At 60.8% G+C, this 17,984-nt stretch carries 13 protein-coding genes; 5 read left to right on the top strand and 8 right to left on the bottom strand.

The features are described from left to right. The first annotated feature begins 75 nt into the window (after nt 1-75). From mfd to BOP93_RS07760, 3 genes are read left to right on the top strand one after another with little or no spacing between them, the layout of a single operon-like run. On the top strand, nt 76-3,525 hold the full coding sequence (gene mfd / locus BOP93_RS07770) for a transcription-repair coupling factor (protein ID WP_065932323.1): 3,450 nt from the start codon (nt 76-78) through the stop codon (nt 3,523-3,525). 11 nt (nt 3,526-3,536) lie between these two features. Further along, entirely contained in the window at nt 3,537-4,103 is a 567-nt protein-coding gene (locus BOP93_RS07765) for a CsiV family protein (protein ID WP_104502151.1), read from the top strand. Between the two features lie 9 nt (nt 4,104-4,112). Continuing rightward, nucleotides 4,113-6,803 carry a DEAD/DEAH box helicase gene (locus tag BOP93_RS07760; protein WP_104502150.1) on the top strand — a complete coding sequence of 897 codons (2,691 nt, stop codon included), beginning with the start codon at nt 4,113-4,115 and terminating at the stop codon, nt 6,801-6,803. A 101-nt stretch (nt 6,804-6,904) separates the two neighbouring features. Here the strand turns inward: BOP93_RS07760 and nagZ are convergent, their stop codons facing one another. Together nagZ and BOP93_RS07750 are read right to left on the bottom strand one after the other, a co-directional pair. Beyond that, nucleotides 6,905-7,915, bottom strand: a complete 1,011-nt coding sequence (nagZ, locus tag BOP93_RS07755) for a beta-N-acetylhexosaminidase (RefSeq protein ID WP_104502149.1) — start codon at nt 7,913-7,915, stop codon at nt 6,905-6,907. A 135-nt stretch (nt 7,916-8,050) separates the two neighbouring features. Beyond that, complete coding sequence (locus BOP93_RS07750) at nt 8,051-8,758, bottom strand: TetR/AcrR family transcriptional regulator (RefSeq protein WP_065886340.1); 708 nt, start codon at nt 8,756-8,758, stop codon at nt 8,051-8,053. A 263-nt stretch (nt 8,759-9,021) separates the two neighbouring features. Here BOP93_RS07750 and lexA point away from each other — a divergent pair, with 263 nt between their 5' ends. Together lexA and sulA are read left to right on the top strand one after the other, a co-directional pair. After that, complete coding sequence (gene lexA / locus BOP93_RS07745; RefSeq protein WP_017137423.1) at nt 9,022-9,630, top strand: transcriptional repressor LexA; 609 nt, start codon at nt 9,022-9,024, stop codon at nt 9,628-9,630. A gap of 10 nt (nt 9,631-9,640) precedes the next feature. After that, nucleotides 9,641-10,114, top strand: a complete 474-nt coding sequence (gene sulA / locus BOP93_RS07740; RefSeq protein WP_065886339.1) for an SOS-induced cell division inhibitor SulA — start codon at nt 9,641-9,643, stop codon at nt 10,112-10,114. 23 nt (nt 10,115-10,137) lie between these two features. On the opposite strand, the gene BOP93_RS07735 is transcribed toward sulA, so the two are convergent. The 6 genes from BOP93_RS07735 to fadB all read right to left on the bottom strand — a co-directional run bounded on the left by BOP93_RS07735 (nt 10,138) and on the right by fadB (nt 17,628). After that, nucleotides 10,138-10,371 carry a hypothetical protein gene (locus BOP93_RS07735; protein ID WP_026136850.1) on the bottom strand — a complete coding sequence of 78 codons (234 nt, stop codon included), beginning with the start codon at nt 10,369-10,371 and terminating at the stop codon, nt 10,138-10,140. A gap of 63 nt (nt 10,372-10,434) precedes the next feature. After that, nucleotides 10,435-10,956, bottom strand: a complete 522-nt coding sequence (locus tag BOP93_RS07730; protein WP_104502148.1) for a DUF6586 family protein — start codon at nt 10,954-10,956, stop codon at nt 10,435-10,437. A 249-nt stretch (nt 10,957-11,205) separates the two neighbouring features. Next, nucleotides 11,206-13,827 (bottom strand): type I DNA topoisomerase, encoded by a 2,622-nt coding sequence (gene topA, locus BOP93_RS07725; RefSeq protein ID WP_104502147.1) that lies wholly within the window; start codon nt 13,825-13,827, stop codon nt 11,206-11,208. A 114-nt stretch (nt 13,828-13,941) separates the two neighbouring features. Then, nucleotides 13,942-14,178 carry a DUF1653 domain-containing protein gene (locus BOP93_RS07720; protein ID WP_065886336.1) on the bottom strand — a complete coding sequence of 79 codons (237 nt, stop codon included), beginning with the start codon at nt 14,176-14,178 and terminating at the stop codon, nt 13,942-13,944. Between the two features lie 97 nt (nt 14,179-14,275). Next, nucleotides 14,276-15,451: an acetyl-CoA C-acyltransferase FadA gene (fadA, locus tag BOP93_RS07715; RefSeq protein ID WP_024074080.1), complete on the bottom strand. Its 1,176-nt coding sequence runs from the start codon at nt 15,449-15,451 to the stop codon at nt 14,276-14,278. 29 nt (nt 15,452-15,480) lie between these two features. Further along, nucleotides 15,481-17,628: a fatty acid oxidation complex subunit alpha FadB gene (gene fadB, locus BOP93_RS07710; protein ID WP_104502146.1), complete on the bottom strand. Its 2,148-nt coding sequence runs from the start codon at nt 17,626-17,628 to the stop codon at nt 15,481-15,483. Between the last annotated feature and the right edge of the window lie 356 nt (nt 17,629-17,984).

Genomic DNA, 17,984 nt, shown 5'->3' with positions numbered 1-17,984 from the left:
GTCAGCAACTGACAGGCGGCACCTCTGGCCGTTACAATTACCGACTTTGTCGCAACGCTTGGAGCTCAACCTTCCGTGCCCGTTCTGCGTCTACCGCTACTCCCTGCCGCGGCAGGTAAACAGCACTGGGGCAACCTGCCCGGTGCCGCCCTGAGCCTGGCCATCGCCGAGGCTGCCAGCGCAGCCAAGCGCTTTACCCTGCTGCTGACCGCCGACAGCCAAAGCGCCGAACGGTTGGAGCAGGAGCTGAGCTTCTTCGCCCCCGATTTGCCGGTGCTGCACTTTCCCGACTGGGAAACCCTGCCCTACGACCTGTTCTCGCCGCACCAGGACATCATTTCCCAGCGCATCGCCAGCCTGTACCGCCTGCCGGAACTGGCCCACGGCGTGCTGGTGGTGCCGATCACCACCGCCCTGCACCGCCTGGCGCCGACCAAATTCCTGCTGGGCAGCAGCCTGGTGCTGGATGTCGGCCAGAAACTCGACGTGGAGCAGATGCGCACGCGCCTGGAGGCCACCGGCTACCGCTATGTCGACACGGTGTACGAACACGGCGAATTCACCGTACGCGGTGCATTGATCGACCTGTTCCCGATGGGCAGCAAGTTGCCGTATCGCATCGACCTGTTCGATGACGAGATCGAAACGCTGCGCACCTTCGACCCGGAAAACCAGCGCTCCATCGATAAAGTCGAGTCGATCAAGCTGCTGCCGGCACGGGAATTTCCCCTGCAAAAAGACGCGGTCACGCGCTTCAAGGCGCGCTTTCGCGAGCGCTTCGATGTGGACTTCCGTCGTTGCCCGATCTTCCAGGACTTGAGCAGCGGGATTACGCCGGCCGGTATCGAGTACTACCTGCCGCTGTTCTTCGACGAAACCTCGACCCTCTTCGATTACCTGCCCCAGGACACCCAGGTGTTCTCGCTGCCGGGCATCGAGCAGGCGGCGGAAAATTTCTGGAACGACGTGCGCAACCGCTATGAAGAGCGCCGCGTCGACCCATCCCGACCTTTATTGCCCCCCGCCGAGCTGTTCCTGCCGGTGGAAGACTGCTTCGCGCGCCTGAAAAACTGGCCGCGCGTGGTCGCCAGCCAGCAGGATGTGGACGCCGGCAGCGGCCGCGAGCGCTTCCCCGCAGCGGCGCTGCCGGATTTGGCGATCCAGGCCAAAGCCACACAACCGCTGGAAGCGCTGTCCAACTTCCTCGGCGACTTCCCCGGCCGCGTGCTGTTTACCGCAGAGTCCGCCGGCCGTCGCGAGGTGTTGCTGGAGTTGCTGGAGCGCCTGAAGCTGCGCCCGAAAACCGTCGACAGCTGGCCGGATTTTGTAAAAAGCAAGGAGCGCCTGGCAATCACCATCGCGCCGCTGGACGAAGGGCTGCTGCTGGATGACCCGGCCCTGGCCCTGATCGCCGAAAGCCCTTTGTTCGGCCAGCGTGTGATGCAGCGTCGCCGTCGCGAAAAACGCGCCGACGCCAATAACGATGCGGTGATCAAGAACCTCACCGAGCTGCGCGAAGGCGCGCCGGTGGTGCACATCGACCACGGCGTCGGCCGCTACCTCGGTTTGCAGACCCTGGAAATCGACAACCAGGCCGCCGAATTCCTCACCATGGAATACGCCGAAGGCGCCAAGCTCTACGTGCCGGTGGCCAGCCTGCACTTGATCGCGCGCTACACCGGCAGCGACGACGCGCTGGCGCCGTTGCATCGCCTGGGCTCCGAGACCTGGCAGAAAGCCAAGCGCAAGGCCGCCGAACAGGTGCGCGACGTGGCCGCCGAACTGCTCGACATCTACGCCCGCCGCGCCGCCCGCGAAGGGTATGCGTTCGCCGACCCGAAAGCCGACTACGCCACCTTCAGCGCCGGCTTCGCCTTCGAAGAAACCCCGGACCAGCAAACCACCATCGAAGCCGTGCGCGCCGACATGCTCGCGCCCAAGCCGATGGACCGCCTGGTGTGCGGCGATGTGGGCTTCGGCAAGACCGAAGTGGCCATGCGCGCCGCCTTTATTGCGGTGCATGGCGGCAGGCAGGTGGCGATCCTGGTGCCGACCACCCTGCTCGCCCAGCAGCACTACAACAGCTTCCGCGACCGCTTTGCCGACTGGCCGGTGACGGTGGAAGTGATGAGCCGCTTCAAATCGGCGAAGGAAGTCAATGCCGCGATTGCCGACCTGGCCGAAGGCAAGATCGATATCGTGATCGGCACGCACAAGCTGCTGTCGGACGATGTGAAGATCAAAAACCTGGGCCTGGTGATCATCGACGAAGAACACCGCTTTGGTGTGCGCCAGAAGGAGCAACTCAAGGCCCTGCGCAGCGAGGTCGACATTCTTACGCTCACGGCGACGCCGATCCCACGCACGCTGAACATGGCGGTGTCGGGCATGCGCGACCTCTCGATCATCGCTACGCCGCCGGCGCGCCGCCTGTCGGTACGCACCTTCGTGATGGAGCAGAACAAAAGCACGGTCAAGGAAGCACTGCTGCGCGAATTGCTGCGCGGTGGTCAGGTGTATTACCTGCACAACGACGTGAAGACCATCGAGAAGTGCGCCGCCGACCTTGCCGAACTGGTGCCGGAAGCCCGCATCGCCATCGGCCACGGGCAGATGCGCGAGCGCGAACTCGAACAGGTGATGAGCGACTTCTACCACAAGCGCTTCAACGTGCTGATCGCCTCGACCATTATCGAGACCGGTATCGACGTGCCGAGCGCCAACACCATCATCATCGAGCGCGCCGACAAGTTCGGCCTGGCCCAGTTGCACCAACTGCGCGGCCGCGTCGGGCGCAGCCACCACCAGGCCTATGCCTACCTGTTGACGCCGCCGCGCCAGCAAATTACCAGCGATGCGGAAAAGCGCCTGGAAGCCATCGCCAACACCCAGGACCTGGGCGCGGGTTTTGTGCTGGCTACCAACGACCTGGAAATCCGTGGTGCCGGCGAACTGCTCGGCGACGGCCAGAGCGGGCAGATCCAGGCGGTGGGTTTCACGCTGTACATGGAGATGCTGGAACGCGCGGTGAAAGCCATTCGCAAGGGCGAGCAACCCAACCTCGATCAACCGCTGGGCGGTGGCCCGGAAATCAACCTGCGCCTGCCAGCGCTGATTCCCGAAGACTACCTGCCGGATGTGCATGCGCGGCTGATCCTGTACAAGCGCATCGCCTCGGCCACCGACGAAGAAGGCCTCAAGGACCTGCAGGTGGAGATGATCGACCGCTTCGGCCTGTTGCCGGAACCGACCAAGAACCTGGTGCGCCTGACCCTGCTCAAGTTGCAGGCCGAGCAGCTGGGCATCAAGAAGGTCGACGCCGGGCCGCAAGGCGGGCGTATCGAATTCGAAGCCCAGACGCCGGTGGACCCGTTGGTGCTGATCAAGCTGATCCAGGGCCAGCCCAACCGCTACAAGTTCGAAGGGGCTACGCTGTTCAAGTTCATGGTGCCGATGGAACGTGCCGAAGAACGCTTCAATACCCTGGAGGCGCTGTTTGAGCGCCTCATTCCGAAATCTGCTTGAAGGACGCCTCCATGCGCGTGTTCCGCATTCTGAGCCTGTTGTTGGTGGTACTCGCGCCTTCAGCCTTTGCCGACAGCCCCTACCAGGTGGAAATGATCCTGGTGCGCCAGAATGCGGAGCCGGTGATCAACAGCCGCGCCGCCCCGGAAAACTGGGATGGCGGTGCACCGCGCCTGGGCGAGCGGATGAGCCCGCCGCGCCTGGGTAACATCGTCGACAAGCTGCGCGCCGATTCCAGCTACACCGTGCTCGCGCACAAAGCCTGGGAGCAGAACCTGGGCGAGCAGCCGGTGCGGATCGCCATCACCGACGGCCAGGAGCAATTCGGCCAATTCCCGATCCAAGGCGTACTGAACCTGCAACTGGGACGTTTCACCGACATCGATGCCGACTTCTGGATCAACCAGTTCGACGCCAACGGCAGCGTGATCGCCAGCGAACACTTGAGCCAGAAAGAGGTGCGCACCAAGAACAACCAGCTCAATTATCTGGATGGCGGCCACCTGGCGCTGCTGATCAAGATCACCTCGCTCACCGCCAAGCCCCCCAGCGCACCACCGCCCGACCTGCAGGACTGATCCAGCGCCATGCCCCTGACGCCATCGCTGACCAAACCCCTGGCCCCGTCATGGGCCAATCGCTTCAAAGAGCAAAGCCTGGAGCGCGGGCGCCGTTATGCGCTGGAGAATCGGGTGCGCATCGTCGAGTCCGGCGACAGCACCATCACCGCCAGTTGCGAGGGTTCGGGCGGCAACGTGTACCGGCAAACCATCTCGTTGCGCGAATCGGCCAAGGGCATGCTGATCCTGGTGGACAGCCGCTGTACCTGCCCGGTGCACACCAACTGCAAACACATCGCGGCGGTGCTGCTCAAGGTCCAGGAAACCCTGGCCTACCCGGCGGCGGCCCAGGATGCCGAGCTGCTGGGCAAACTCCAGGCGGTCCTCGACAACCGCGTGGTGCTGCCGCAGGTGGTCATGGAAGATGTGCGCCCCGTGCCGCGCCTGTGGCTGGCCAGCGTGGAGTTCAGCGCGTTCGAGCCGCGCAATGGCAAGATGCAGCGTTACATCCAGCATCGCGCGGCGCTGTCGTTAAACTACCTGGGCAATTACGTCAGCGGACAGAAGAACGCCGACATCATCGTGCGCCAGGAAACCCAGAGCCTGCGCATCAAGCGCCATCCGGAGCTGGAACAACCGTATCGCGAACAACTGCGCCTGCTCGGCTTCAAGATCGCCACGCGCCAGAGCAAGGCCCTGCCGGAGAGCGCCGGCGAACTGTTCGAGATGGTCAATGACAGCGCCTGGTTGAATTTCACCCTCAACGCATCCCCCGCGCTGCGGGCCGAGGGCTGGGAGCTGCAGATCGATGAAGACTTCGGTTTCGACCTGAGCCCCGTGGACGACTGGTACGCCAGCGTCGATGAAGCCCCCGAGCGTGACTGGTTCGACCTGGAGCTGGGGATTATCGTCAACGGCGAACGGCTGAGCCTGCTGCCGATCCTGCTCAACTTGATGCGCTCCCACACCGAAATCCTCAATCCGGAAAAACTCGCCCGACGTCGCGATGATGAACTCATCCTGGTGAATATTCCCGGCCTGCCCAACGGCCACGGTCCGCTGCAGGTGGCGCTGCCTTATGGGCGCTTGAAACCGGTGCTGGCGACCCTCGGCGAGTTCTACTTGCAGGAAGCCGGCACCACCACGCTGCGCCTGGCCAAGGCCGACGCGATCCGCCTGAACCCGCTGGAAGACCTGCCGCTGCAATGGGAAGGCGGCGAGAAGATCCGCAACTTTGCCCAGCGTCTGCGCGACATCAAGGATTTCACCTGCGTGGCGCCCGAAGGCTTGAACGCAACCTTGCGCCCTTACCAGCTGGAGGGCCTGAGCTGGATGCAGTCGCTGCGCCAATTGGAGGTGGGTGGAATCCTTGCGGATGACATGGGCCTGGGTAAAACCCTGCAAACCCTGGCGCATATTCTTACCGAGAAAGCCGCCGGGCGCTTGGACAGGCCGTGCATGGTCGTCATGCCCACCAGCCTGATCCCCAACTGGCTCGATGAAGCCGCGCATTTCACCCCGCAACTGAGGGTGCAGGCGCTGTACGGTGCCGGGCGCAAGAAGCATTTCGCCAACCTGCAGGACTACGACCTGCTGCTCACCACTTACGCCCTCCTGCCCAAGGACATTGAACAACTCGCCGCCCTGCCCTTGCACGTGCTTATTCTCGATGAAGCCCAATACATCAAGAATCCCACCAGCAAGGCGGCTCAGGCAGCCCGTGAGCTCAATGCACGGCAACGCCTGTGCCTGAGCGGTACGCCGCTGGAAAACCACCTGGGCGAACTGTGGTCGCTGTTCCACTTCCTGCTGCCGGGCTGGTTGGGCGACGTAAAAAGCTTCAACCGCGATTACCGCGTGCCGATTGAAAAACGCGCCAGTGAAGTGCGACTGCAGCACCTCAACGGTCGGATCAAGCCGTTCCTGCTGCGCCGCACCAAGGAGCAGGTGGCGACGGAACTGCCGCCCAAGACCGAGATCATCCACTGGGTCGATCTTAATGAAGCACAGCGCGACGTGTACGAAACCATGCGCCTGGCCATGGATAAAAAAGTCCGCGATGAGATTACCCGCAAGGGCGTGGCGCGCAGCCAGATCATCATCCTTGAGGCACTGCTTAAATTGCGCCAGGTGTGCTGCGATTTGCGCCTGGTCAACGACGCCACCCTGCCCGCCCGTGGCAGCAGCTCGGGCAAGCTCGACAGCCTGATGCAGATGCTTGAGGAATTGTTTGCCGAGGGGCGGCGGATTCTGCTGTTCTCGCAGTTCACCTCAATGCTGAGCTTGATTGAGGTCGAACTGAAGAAACGCGACATCGCCTACGCCTTGCTGACCGGCCAGACCCGTGATCGGCGCACACCGGTGAAAGACTTCCAAAGCGGCAAGCTGCAGATTTTCCTGATCAGCCTCAAAGCGGGCGGCGTCGGCCTGAACCTGACCGAAGCCGACACCGTGATCCACTACGACCCGTGGTGGAACCCCGCCACCGAAAACCAGGCCACCGACCGCGCGTATCGCATCGGCCAAGAGAAGCCGGTGTTCGTGTACAAAATGATTGCCCGGGGCACGGTGGAGGAGAAAATCCAGCACTTGCAGAAGGAGAAGTCCGACCTGGCGGCGGGTGTGCTGGATGGGCGTACGACTGGGGACTGGCAGTTGGGTAATGAGGATATCGAGGCGCTGTTTGCGCCGTTGCCCAATAAGCAGGAAAAGCGCTGACTGTTGGATCGCCATCGGGGGCAAGCCCCCTCCCACACATTGAATTGCGAATACATTCAAATGTGGGAGGGGGCTTGCCCCCGATAGGCGCGACGCCGTCTTCAGTCGATCAACTGCGCATCCCGCAACGCGGTAAGCGCTGTCAACCAATGTGGATCCTGCTTGTAGTCTGTCGATGCAACCGCCTGCCCACGCATACGCGCAATCCGCGCCGACGGCGTGACCTTCATCCGCTGCGCCGCGCTCAGCGCCAGTTCGGCAGCCGCACGGTCATTGCACACCAGCCCCATGTCACAACCCGCCGTCAGTGCCGCCTCGATTCGACTCGCCGCATCGCCCACCACATGGGCGCCCGCCATGGACAGGTCATCACTGAAGATCATCCCGTCGAACTGCAACTCGCCGCGCAGGATGTCCTGCAACCAGCGGCGTGAGAAACCGGCCGGCTGGCTGTCCACTTGCGGGTAGATCACATGCGCCGGCATCACGGCGGCCAATTGCTTGCTCAGGCGCGCAAACGGCACCAGGTCATTGGCGCGAATCTGTTCCAGGCTGCGCTCGTCATTGGGAATCGCGACGTGGGAATCGGCCTCGGCCCAGCCATGACCGGGAAAGTGCTTGCCGGTGGCCGCCATGCCGGCGCTGTTCATGCCACGGATAAAGGCACCGGCGAGCACGGCGGCACGCTCGGGATCGCCTTCGAACGAGCGGGTGCCGACCACGGCGCTGCGCTGGTAATCAAGGTCCAGCACGGGGGCGAAACTCAGGTCGAGGCCCACGGCCAGCACTTCGGTGGCCATGACCCAGCCACACTGTTCGGCCAGGTGCTCGGCGTTGGGGTTATCCGCCAGCGCGCGCATGGCCGGCAGGCGCACGAAGCCCTGGCGCAGGCGCTGTACGCGTCCGCCTTCCTGGTCGACTGCCAGCAGCAGGTCCGGGCGCACCGCACGGATCGCCGCGCTCAACTCGCGGACCTGGCGCGGATGCTCGATATTGCGCGCAAAAATGATCAAGCCGCCCACTTCAGGTTGGCGCAACAGATGGCGATCCTCGGCCGTCAGCCAGGTACCGGCAACGTCGACCATCAAAGAACCTTGCAGGGCAGCAGTCATAAACCTTCCTTAAATAACGCGCACAACCCGTCATTCCTACCAGGTACGGTAAGCACAACGGGTTGCGCGTAAAGAGCTGAAATCGGCATGGCGGCTAGCTTAGCGGATGCAAGCGGCCACGCACACCCGCAGCGGTCAAACCTTGGCGAGGGCCGGCGTGGATTTACTGCGCGGACGCAATTGGGCCACGGCCATGGCCTGATCGGTCACGCCGGTTTCGGCGCGCATGCCTGCGGCGAGGAACGGCACCATCAGGCGCATCACCTGCTCGATGGAGGTATTGACGCCGAAATCGGTCTCGGCAATCGCGCGCAATGCCTTGATCCCGGACATGCTGAAGGCGGCGGCGCCGAGCATGAAGTGCACGCGCCAGAACAGTTCGATGGGCGGGATACGCGGGGCCGCTTCATTGACCAGCAACATATAGCGGCGAAACACCTTGCCGTACATGTCTTCCAGGTAACGTCGCAAGTGGCCCTGGCTCTGGCTGAACGCCAGGCCCAGCAGACGCATGAAGATCGACAGGTCATTGCCGCTGCGTGGTTGAACCACCAGCGCTTGCTCAACTAGGATTTCCAGCAGCTCTTCCAGGCTGGGCTTGTTGTCGGCTTTAGCCTGGCGACGTTCGAGTTCACGGTCGAGGCTGGCGCAGAACGGCCCCAGAAAGCGCGAGAACACCGCCTGGATCAGGGCCTTTTTTGAGCCGAAATGATAATTCACGGCGGCCAGGTTGACCCCAGCCTTGCTGGTGATCAGCCGCAATGAAGTTTCAGCAAATCCTTTTTCCGCGAACAACTGCTCGGCAGCATCGAGAATGCGTTCAACGGTTTCCGACTGGGCCATGGCTACTCCGCCTGACAAACACTTGTTTGAAACATACGTTTCAGGGTATGTCTTGTCAAGCCTGCGCGCCCGTTTTCCGGCCGGGCAGTCACCTGTTTCGTCGCTATTTAATCACATCCTCCATCGTCTGTAGGCAGCGCTGTCTTCGCCTCCCGGCGCAGCTGATGAATGACCGTCCAGCGGAGCCGCATAAAAGGATGATTGCCAAGCGCGATTCACTGTATATAATCCCAGTCACTGTATAAAAAGACAGAGCGATCAACATGCTAAAACTGACGCCACGCCAAGCTGAGATTCTGGCTTTTATCAAGCGCTGCCTTGATGACAACGGTTATCCACCGACACGCGCCGAAATTGCGCTGGAACTGGGTTTCAAGTCTCCCAACGCCGCTGAAGAACACCTCAAGGCCCTCGCTCGCAAAGGCGCGATCGAGATGACCCCGGGGGCTTCACGCGGTATTCGCATCCCTGGCTTCGAAGCCAAGGCCGACGAATCGACACTGCCGATCATTGGCCGGGTGGCCGCCGGTGCGCCGATCCTGGCGCAACAGCACGTCGAGGAATCCTGCAACATCAACCCGACCTTCTTCCATCCTCGCGCCGACTACCTGCTCCGTGTGCATGGCATGAGTATGAAGGACGTGGGCATTTTCGACGGCGACCTGCTGGCCGTTCACACCACCCGTGAAGCCCGCAATGGCCAGATCGTCGTGGCCCGGATCGGCGATGAAGTCACCGTCAAACGCTTCAAGCGTGAAGGCAGCAAGGTCTGGCTTATGGCCGAGAACCCGGAGTTCGCGCCCATTGAAGTGAACCTCAAAGACCAGGACCTGGTGATCGAAGGCTTGAGTGTCGGCGTCATTCGCCGCTAAAGGAGACATCATGCAGCTCGTGCACACCCCACAACACACACAACTGTCGCTGTTCGAGGCCTTCATGGCTCAACCCCTTGCGCCCATCCTCAAGGAAACGGTCGAAGCGCCCTGGAGCTGCGAACCCGAGGTATTCAGTGAATTGTCGTTGCGTGGTGCTGCCGGGAGCTGCTTGAGCCTGCTGGCGCCGATCCTTCGCGAGCTCAGTGAGGAGCAGGACGCGCGCTGGTTGACCTTGATCGCGCCGCCCGCCAGCCTGACCCAGGCCTGGCTACGGGATGCCGGCCTCAATCGGGAAAGGATTCTGTTGCTGCAGCCACGGGGCGCACAAAGTGCTCAACAATTGACGTGTGAAGCCTTGCGCCTGGGCCGTAGCCATACCGTGGTGAGCTGGTTGAACCCGTTGAACGCAACGGCCAAACAGCAGTTGATCAGTGCCGCACACACAGGTGATGCGCAGAGTTTGAATATTCGACTGGGATAAGGGATGAGCGGGTTACAACGGGCTCAGTGAAGAACCCTTGGACCATCGTCCTTTTCCGGCTCGCCTTCAGCCAGGCGACCGGCCATTTGCACCCCAACGCTCAACATCGCTTTAGCCACTTCCACATGCTGGCCTTGCAGGAACGCTTTTGCGTCTTCGGAGAAGTCCAGGGTAACCAGAGAACCTTCGTCCTCAGCCCGGCGCAGCTCGATTCGGCCGTCAGGCAGTTCAACAATTTCCAGAAAGGACGTTGGCATAAAAGTCTGTTCTCCACGAAAGCGCGGGATTATATCAGTGTTGTCGCGTGCAGGCTTGCCCGCTCAGCACTCGGACAGGCCTTCGCGAAAGCGCAATGCCAGCTTTTTCAGCGCCTGGCGCCAGCTTTCCAGCTCTTCGCGGCTCAAGGGCTTGGGTTCATCCGCCTCCAATGCAACCGCCACGATCAATGGCTGCGTCACATCCCCCTTGGGTACATGGGGAACGCGGGGCGGCTGGAACATGTCGGCATGTGCCTTGAGCAGGCGTGCTACCCAGCTGTCAGGGCTCTGGGCCATTTCCACCAGTTCGGCCAATTCCGGGATAGCCATGGTTTCCAACACTTCGCGGGTCATGATCATTTCAGCACGGGGCGAACCTGCCTGGGGCAGACGGTAGAACCCGGCGATTTCATGGCATAGACCCAGCAAGGCGCCGTACAGGTGAAACAAAGCGGCTTCACGCCCCGCCTGGACCAGCGCAATGGCATTCATCTCCTTCCCCACTTCGGCACGGCCAAGGGCTTCCAGGGACAAACCCGCAAAGTAAATTTTCTGATTGGTACGGGTATAGAGTTCGTTGGCCATGACGGCAATCTCCACAACGAATTAGGCGTGATGCTGGCTGAACAGTGTCACGGATCAGCCAAGACTACTGCAAGTGCAATAAACGGCCGCTCAGGCAGATCAAACCTCCACTCTTAAGAACCAGGCAGATCCAAATGTGGGAGGGGGCTTGCCCCCGATGGCGGTGTGTCAGTCACATAGATATCGACTGATATATCGCTATCGGGGGCAAGCCCCCTCCCACATTGGCTCCTCAGAGCATCCGATGGATCAAGCGCCCTGGCGCTTGTCCTCGACCTTCCACTTGCCACCGTCGTAGAACGCTTTCCAGCCGGTAGGCTTGCCGTCAACCTCGGTCTGCACGTACTGCTCCTTGGTCTTGCGGCTGTAGCGGATCACGGCTGGGCGACCATCCGGGTCCTTCTTCGGCGCTTCACACAGGAAGTGGTACTTGGGATCAATCTCGTCCTTGTGAGGCACGATCTCCAGCACCAGCGGTGCGCGGGTCTCGCGGTTTTTCGGGAACTGGCTGGCGGCCAGGAACAGGCCCGAAGCACCGTCGCGCAGGATATAGGTGTCGTTGACCTTCTCGCACTTGAGCTCGGGCATCTTCACCGGGTCCATCTTCGGCGGCGCCGCATCACCGCTTTTCAGCAGTTTGCGGGTGTTCTTGCAGGTCGGGTTGGTGCAACCGAAGAACTTGCCGAAACGCCCGGTCTTGAGCTGCATCTCGCTGCCGCACTTGTCGCACTCCAGGCTCGGACCTTCGTAGCCCTTGATGCGGTAGGTGCCCTCTTCGATCTCGTAGCCGTTGCAATCCGGGTTGTTACCGCAGATGTGCAGCTTGTGCTTTTCATCCAGCAGATAGGCATCCATCGCGGTGCTGCAGATCGGGCAACGGTGCTTGCCACGCAGTACCAGCGACTCGGATTCGCCCTCGTCGTCCGCGGCGATTTCATCGCCCGGCACCAGGTTGACGGTGGCCTTGCAGCGCTCTTTCGGCGGCAGGCTGTAGCCCGAGCACCCCAGGAACACGCCGGTGGATGCCGTACGAATCTGCATCGGCCGGCCGCAGGTGAGGCACGGAATGTCGGTCATGACCGGCTGGTTGGCGCGCATGCCACTCTCGGGGCTCTCGGCCACCTCGAGTTTCTTCTTGAAGTCGCCGTAGAACTCGTCCAGCACGTTTTTCCAGTCGCGTTCGCCCTGGGCCACGTCGTCGAGGTTCTCTTCCATGCCGGCGGTGAAGCCGTAGTCCATCAGGTTGGAGAAGCTCTCGGACAGACGCTCGGTGACGATATCGCCCATCTTTTCCGAATAGAAGCGGCGGTTGTGCAGCGCCACGTAGCCACGGTCCTGAATCGTGGAGATGATCGCCGCATAGGTCGAAGGACGACCGATACCGCGTTTCTCCATCTCCTTGACCAGGCTGGCTTCCGAATAGCGCGCCGGCGGCTTGGTGAAGTGCTGCGACGGATCAAGCTTGATCAGCTTCAACGTATCGCCCTGCGCCATATCCGGCAGTACATCGTCGTCGCCTGGCTTGGCGATTTGCGGCATTACGCGGGTATAACCGTCGAACTTGAGGATGCGGCCCTTGGCACGCAGCTCAAAGTCGCCCGCCCCCACGCTGACCGTGGTGGACAAGTATTGCGCCGGCAGCATCTGGCAGGCCAGGAACTGGCGCCAGATCAGCTCGTAGAGGCGTTCAGCGTCGCGCTCCATGCCGCTGAGCTTGCTCGGCTCGGTGTTGGCGTCGGAAGGACGAATCGCTTCGTGAGCCTCCTGGGCGCCTTCCTTGCTGCTGTAGACGTTGGGCTTCTCCGGCAGGTACTTCTTGCCGAATTCGCTTTCGATATAAGTACGCGCCATCGCCACCGCGTCTTGCGACAGGTTGGTCGAGTCGGTACGCATGTATGTGATGTAGCCCGCTTCGTACAGACGCTGGGCCATCATCATGGTCTTCTTCACACCAAAGCCCAGGCGGTTGCTCGCGGCCTGTTGCAGGGTGGAGGTGATGAACGGCGCCGACGGCTTGCTGCTGGTCGGTTTGTCTTCACGCTTGACGATGCTGTAGCTGGAGGCTTTGAGCTTCTCCAGTGCAGCCATGGCCTGGGCTTCGTTCAGCGGCTTGAACGCCTCGCCGTTCTCGCGGGCCACTTCAAAGCGCACGTTGTTGCCCTTGGCAGTGCCGAGGTCAGCGTGGACTTCCCAGTATTCTTCGGGGTTGAACGCACGAATTTCGCGCTCACGCTCCACCACCAGCTTGACCGCAACCGACTGCACACGGCCGGCCGACAGGCCACGGGCGATTTTCGCCCACAGCAGCGGCGACACCATGTAGCCCACCACGCGGTCGAGGAAACGCCGGGCCTGTTGGGCGTTGACACGGTCAATGTCCAGCTCGCCCGGCTTGGAGAAGGCTTCCTGGATGGCTTTCTTGGTGATTTCGTTGAACACCACGCGCTTGTAGCGGCTGTCGTCACCGCCGATGGCTTCCCGCAGGTGCCAGGCAATAGCCTCCCCTTCGCGGTCCAAGTCCGTTGCGAGATAGATAGTGTCGGCATCTTTGGCGAGCCGGCGCAGCTCTTCGATGACCTTTTCCTTGCCCGGAAGGATTTCGTACTTGGCCTTCCAGCCATGGTCCGGGTCAACACCCATGCGTGAGACCAGCTGCTTGCGCGCTTTCTCTTTAGGGGTGAGCACCGGACCTTCGCCCGCGGCCGCCTTGCCGCGCTTGGCGGCTGGCTCCTTGCTGGCGCTAGCCGAACCGCTGGTGGGCAGGTCTCGGATATGGCCGATACTCGACTTCACCACGTACTCGTTGCCCAAGTACTTGTTGATGGTCTTGGCCTTAGCCGGGGATTCCACAATGACCAGCGATTTGCCCATGGATCGGAAAATTCCTGAATTCGAGAAGTGAAAGGCAGTTGGCGCCTGTCGCGGCAACGCTATATATAGTGGCAACAAGATGAGGTCAAGCGCAGCATTCTGCGCGACCTGCCGTTATTGCCCTGAAAAAAGACTGGGTTCGGCCTGGACCAAAGCAAAGCGCGGGACCTGCTCGCCGTCAACTTCGACGGTCTCCAGGAACATACTCAAGGGACGCACCCAAAAGCCGTATTCGCCATACAGTGCTTGGTAAAACACCACTTCTTCTTCGGTTTCGGAGTGCCGTGCCACGCTGAAAACGCGGTACTGCGGCCCTTTGTAATGTTGGTAGAGCCCTGGTTCGACTTTCATGCTCTGGCCCTCGTACAAAATTTGTTGAAAAAAAATATTAAAAATTCCAAAAAACAAAAACCGGGGCACTGGGCCCCGGCTTCCGTCAAGCGAACGATTAAACGCGTTCGAAGACGGTGGAAATGCCTTGGCCGAGACCAATGCACATGGTTGCAACCCCAAGGTTGCCGCCATTTTGCTTCATCACGTTAAGCAATGTGCCGGAGATGCGGGCACCGGAGCAACCGAATGGGTGGCCCAGGGCAATCGCACCGCCGTGCAGGTTAACCTTCTCATTCATCTTGTCGAGTACTTTCAGATCTTTCAGCACTGGCAGGGCCTGTGCGGCGAAGGCTTCGTTGAGCTCGAAGAAGTCGATATCGGAGATGGTCAGGCCTGCGCGCTTCAAGGCTTTTTGCGTGGCCGGTACTGGACCATAGCCCATGATCGCCGGGTCCACACCCGCTACGGCCATCGAACGAATCACCGCCAGCGGCTGGATGCCCAGGTCCTGGGCACGCTGGGCCGACATCACGATCATGCACGAAGCGCCATCGGTGATCTGCGACGACGTACCGGCTGTAACGGTGCCGCCCTTGGGGTTGAAAGCCGGCTTGAGCGCCGCCAGGCTTTCCAGGGTGGTGTCCGGACGGATGGTCTCGTCGTAGTCGAACAATTTCAGGAAACCGTTCTCGTCATAGCCGTTCATCGGGATGATTTCATCCTTGAACTTGCCTTCCACGGTCGCCTTGTGGGCGAGTTGGTGGGAACGCAGGCCGAACGCGTCCTGGGCTTCACGGGTGATGCCGTGCATTTTGCCGAGCATTTCCGCGGTAAGGCCCATCATGCCCGAGGCTTTTGCCGCGTACAGCGACATGTGCGGATTAGGATCGACGCCGTGCATCATGCTGACGTGGCCCATGTGCTCCACGCCGCCAACCACGAACACATCGCCATTGCCGGTCATGATCGCTTGCGCAGCAGTGTGCAGCGCGCTCATCGACGAACCGCACAGGCGGCTCACGGTCTGGCCGGCCGCGGTGTGCGGGATCTGGGTCATCAACGACGCCATGCGAGCGATGTTCCAACCCTGCTCCAGGGTCTGGTTGACGCAGCCCCAGATCACGTCTTCGACCTCGTTCGGGTCAACCTTGACGTTGCGTTCCAGCAGCTTGCTGATCAGGTGCGCCGACATGTCTTCGGCGCGGGTGTTGCGGTGCATGCCGCCCTTGGAGCGGCCCATCGGCGTGCGACCGAAGTCGACAATCACGACGTCTCTTGGATTCAAGCTCATAAATATTCTCGCTCTAGTCGATTGGGCGCTTAACCGAAGAAGCTCTGGCCGTTCTTGGCCATCTCACGCAGCTTCGCGGTCGGGTGGTACAGCGGGCCCAAATCAGCGTATTTGTCAGCCAGGGCAACGAACTCGGCCACACCGATCGAGTCGATGTAACGCAGCGCACCACCACGGAATGGAGGGAAACCAATACCGTACACCAGGCCCATATCGGCCTCGGCGGCGGTCTCGACGATGCCGTCTTCCAGGCAACGTACGGTTTCCAGGCACAGAGCGATCATCATCCAGTTGATGATGTCTTCGTCCGACACCTCACGCTGTTCGTAGATGACCGGGGCCAGCACTTCGTGCACCGACGGGTCGGCCACTTTCTTCTGCTTGCCCTTCTTGTCGGCCTCGTAGGCGTAGAAACCCTTGCCGTTCTTCTGACCCAGGCGCTTGGCCTCGTACAGCGCATCGATCGCCGAACGACGGTCGTCTTTCATGCGGTCCGGGAAACCTTCAGCCATGACGTCGCGACCATGGTGGCCGGTGTCGATACCGACCACGTCCATCAGGTACGCCGGGCCCATGGGCCAGCCGAATTTCTCCATGACCTTGTCGATGCGCACGAAGTCCACACCGGCGCTGACCAGCTTGGCGAAACCGCCGAAGTACGGGAACAGCACACGGTTGACCAAAAAGCCCGGGCAGTCGTTGACCACGATCGGGTTCTTGCCCATTTTCTTGGCGTAGGCAACGGTGGTGGCCACCGCCTGTTCACTGGACTTCTCGCCACGGATCACTTCCACCAGCGGCATCATGTGCACCGGATTGAAGAAGTGCATGCCGACGAAGTTTTCCGGGCGCTTGAGGGCCTGAGCCAGCAGCGAGATGGAAATGGTCGAGGTGTTGGAGGCCAGGATGGTGTCGTCTTTGACCTGGGCCTCGACTTCAGCCAATACCGCCTGCTTGACCTTCGGATTCTCGACAACCGCTTCGACCACCAGGTCGACGTGGCCGAAATCGCCGTAGGACAGCGTAGGACGAATGCCGTTAAGCACTTCAGCCATTTTCGCAGCGGTCATGCGACCTTTATCAACGCGGCCTACCAGCAGCTTGGCGGCTTCCGCCAGGCCCTGCTCGATACCGTGCTCGTTGATGTCTTTCATCAGGATCGGCGTGCCTTTGGACGCCGACTGGTAAGCGATGCCGCCGCCCATGATACCGGCGCCGAGTACGGCGGCCTGTTTCACGTCGCGGGCGATTTCGTCGTAGGCCTTGGCCTTTTTCTTCAGCTCCTGATCGTTCAGGAACAGGCCGATCAAGCTCTGCGCAGCAGAGGTCTTGGCGAGTTTGACGAAACCGGCAGCTTCGATTTCCAGCGCCTTGTCGCGACCGAAGTTCGCGGCTTTCTGGATGGTCTTGATCGCTTCAACCGGCGCCGGGTAGTTCGGGCCGGCCTGGCCAGCCACGAAACCCTTGGCGGTTTCGAACGACATCATTTGTTCGATGGCGTTGAGCTTGAGTTTTTCCAGCTTCGGCTGACGCTTGGCCTTGTAGTCAAATTCGCCGCTGATGGCGCCCTTGATCAGGTTCAGCGCGGCTTCGGCCAGTTTGTCCGGGGCAACCACAGCATCGACGGCACCGACTTTCAGCGCGTCTTCAGCACGGTTTTCCTTGCCGGCGGCAATCCATTCAATGGCGTTGTCGGCACCGATGATGCGCGGCAGGCGCACGGTACCGCCAAAGCCCGGGTAGATACCCAACTTGACTTCAGGCAGGCCGATTTTGGCAGTGGCCGACATGACGCGGAAGTCCGCCGTCAGGCACATTTCCAGGCCGCCGCCCAGGGCGATACCGTTGATCGCAGCCACGGTGGGTACGTTGAGGTCTTCGAAATCGCTGAAAATCTTGTTGGCTTCAAGGTTGCCAGCCACCAGCTCGGCATCGGGCAGCTTGAAGTTGTCGACGAATTCGGTGATGTCAGCGCCGACGATAAACACGTCCTTGCCGCTGGAGACGATCACGCCCTTGACCGAAGCATCTGCTTTGATGGTGTCTACGGCCTGACGCAGTTCGTTCAGGGTTAGACGGTTGAACTTGTTGACGGACTCACCCTTGAGGTCGAATTTCAATTCGACGATGCCACTTTCAAGAGCCTTAACCGTGATGGCTTTACCTTCGTAAATCATCAACTGATCTCCACGATATGGAAGCTGAACAGTACACACCGGACGCTGGCCTCTGGTTGGACATTGACACCTGCATCAATGCTCACGCCAATCCGCCAGGCACACCCGCCAGTGCGATAGTCGGGGTTATGTCAGAGCTGTCTGTAGGACAAACGCTCAATTCATACGCCCGTTTGATTTGGGTACGCCACCTTCATCCAATTCCGGGCAATTGTCAATCGCTCCAAAGACTAGGAAAAACGCGACTTTCCAGTCAGTTCAGAACCCGAAGCGCAGGGTAGCAACCCGTCAATATTTAACTATTCACAGGATCAATAATAGGAAAGATAGGGGAAAAGCCTGTACAGAAAGGGATA

The sequence above is a fragment of the Pseudomonas orientalis genome, assembly GCF_002934065.1.
Classification (GTDB): domain Bacteria; phylum Pseudomonadota; class Gammaproteobacteria; order Pseudomonadales; family Pseudomonadaceae; genus Aquipseudomonas; species Aquipseudomonas orientalis_A.
The sequence above is the reverse complement of the archived record's forward strand: the minus strand, read 5'-3'. Positions and strand labels throughout refer to the sequence as shown.

Excerpts from the sequence above, each read along its gene's own strand:
- BOP93_RS07765 (WP_104502151.1), top strand. The coding sequence starts at position 3,537 with ATGCGCGTGTTCCGCATTCTGAGCCTGTTGTTGGTGGTACTCGCGCCT.
- BOP93_RS07750 (WP_065886340.1), bottom strand. The coding sequence starts at position 8,758 with ATGGCCCAGTCGGAAACCGTTGAACGCATTCTCGATGCTGCCGAGCAG.
- fadA (WP_024074080.1), bottom strand. The coding sequence starts at position 15,451 with ATGAGCTTGAATCCAAGAGACGTCGTGATTGTCGACTTCGGTCGCACG.
- nagZ (WP_104502149.1), bottom strand. The coding sequence starts at position 7,915 with ATGACTGCTGCCCTGCAAGGTTCTTTGATGGTCGACGTTGCCGGTACC.
- fadB (WP_104502146.1), bottom strand. The coding sequence starts at position 17,628 with ATGATTTACGAAGGTAAAGCCATCACGGTTAAGGCTCTTGAAAGTGGC.
- lexA (WP_017137423.1), top strand. The coding sequence starts at position 9,022 with ATGCTAAAACTGACGCCACGCCAAGCTGAGATTCTGGCTTTTATCAAG.
- BOP93_RS07730 (WP_104502148.1), bottom strand. The coding sequence starts at position 10,956 with ATGGCCAACGAACTCTATACCCGTACCAATCAGAAAATTTACTTTGCG.
- topA (WP_104502147.1), bottom strand. The coding sequence starts at position 13,827 with ATGGGCAAATCGCTGGTCATTGTGGAATCCCCGGCTAAGGCCAAGACC.
- BOP93_RS07735 (WP_026136850.1), bottom strand. The coding sequence starts at position 10,371 with ATGCCAACGTCCTTTCTGGAAATTGTTGAACTGCCTGACGGCCGAATC.
- BOP93_RS07720 (WP_065886336.1), bottom strand. The coding sequence starts at position 14,178 with ATGAAAGTCGAACCAGGGCTCTACCAACATTACAAAGGGCCGCAGTAC.
- BOP93_RS07760 (WP_104502150.1), top strand. The coding sequence starts at position 4,113 with ATGCCCCTGACGCCATCGCTGACCAAACCCCTGGCCCCGTCATGGGCC.
- sulA (WP_065886339.1), top strand. The coding sequence starts at position 9,641 with ATGCAGCTCGTGCACACCCCACAACACACACAACTGTCGCTGTTCGAG.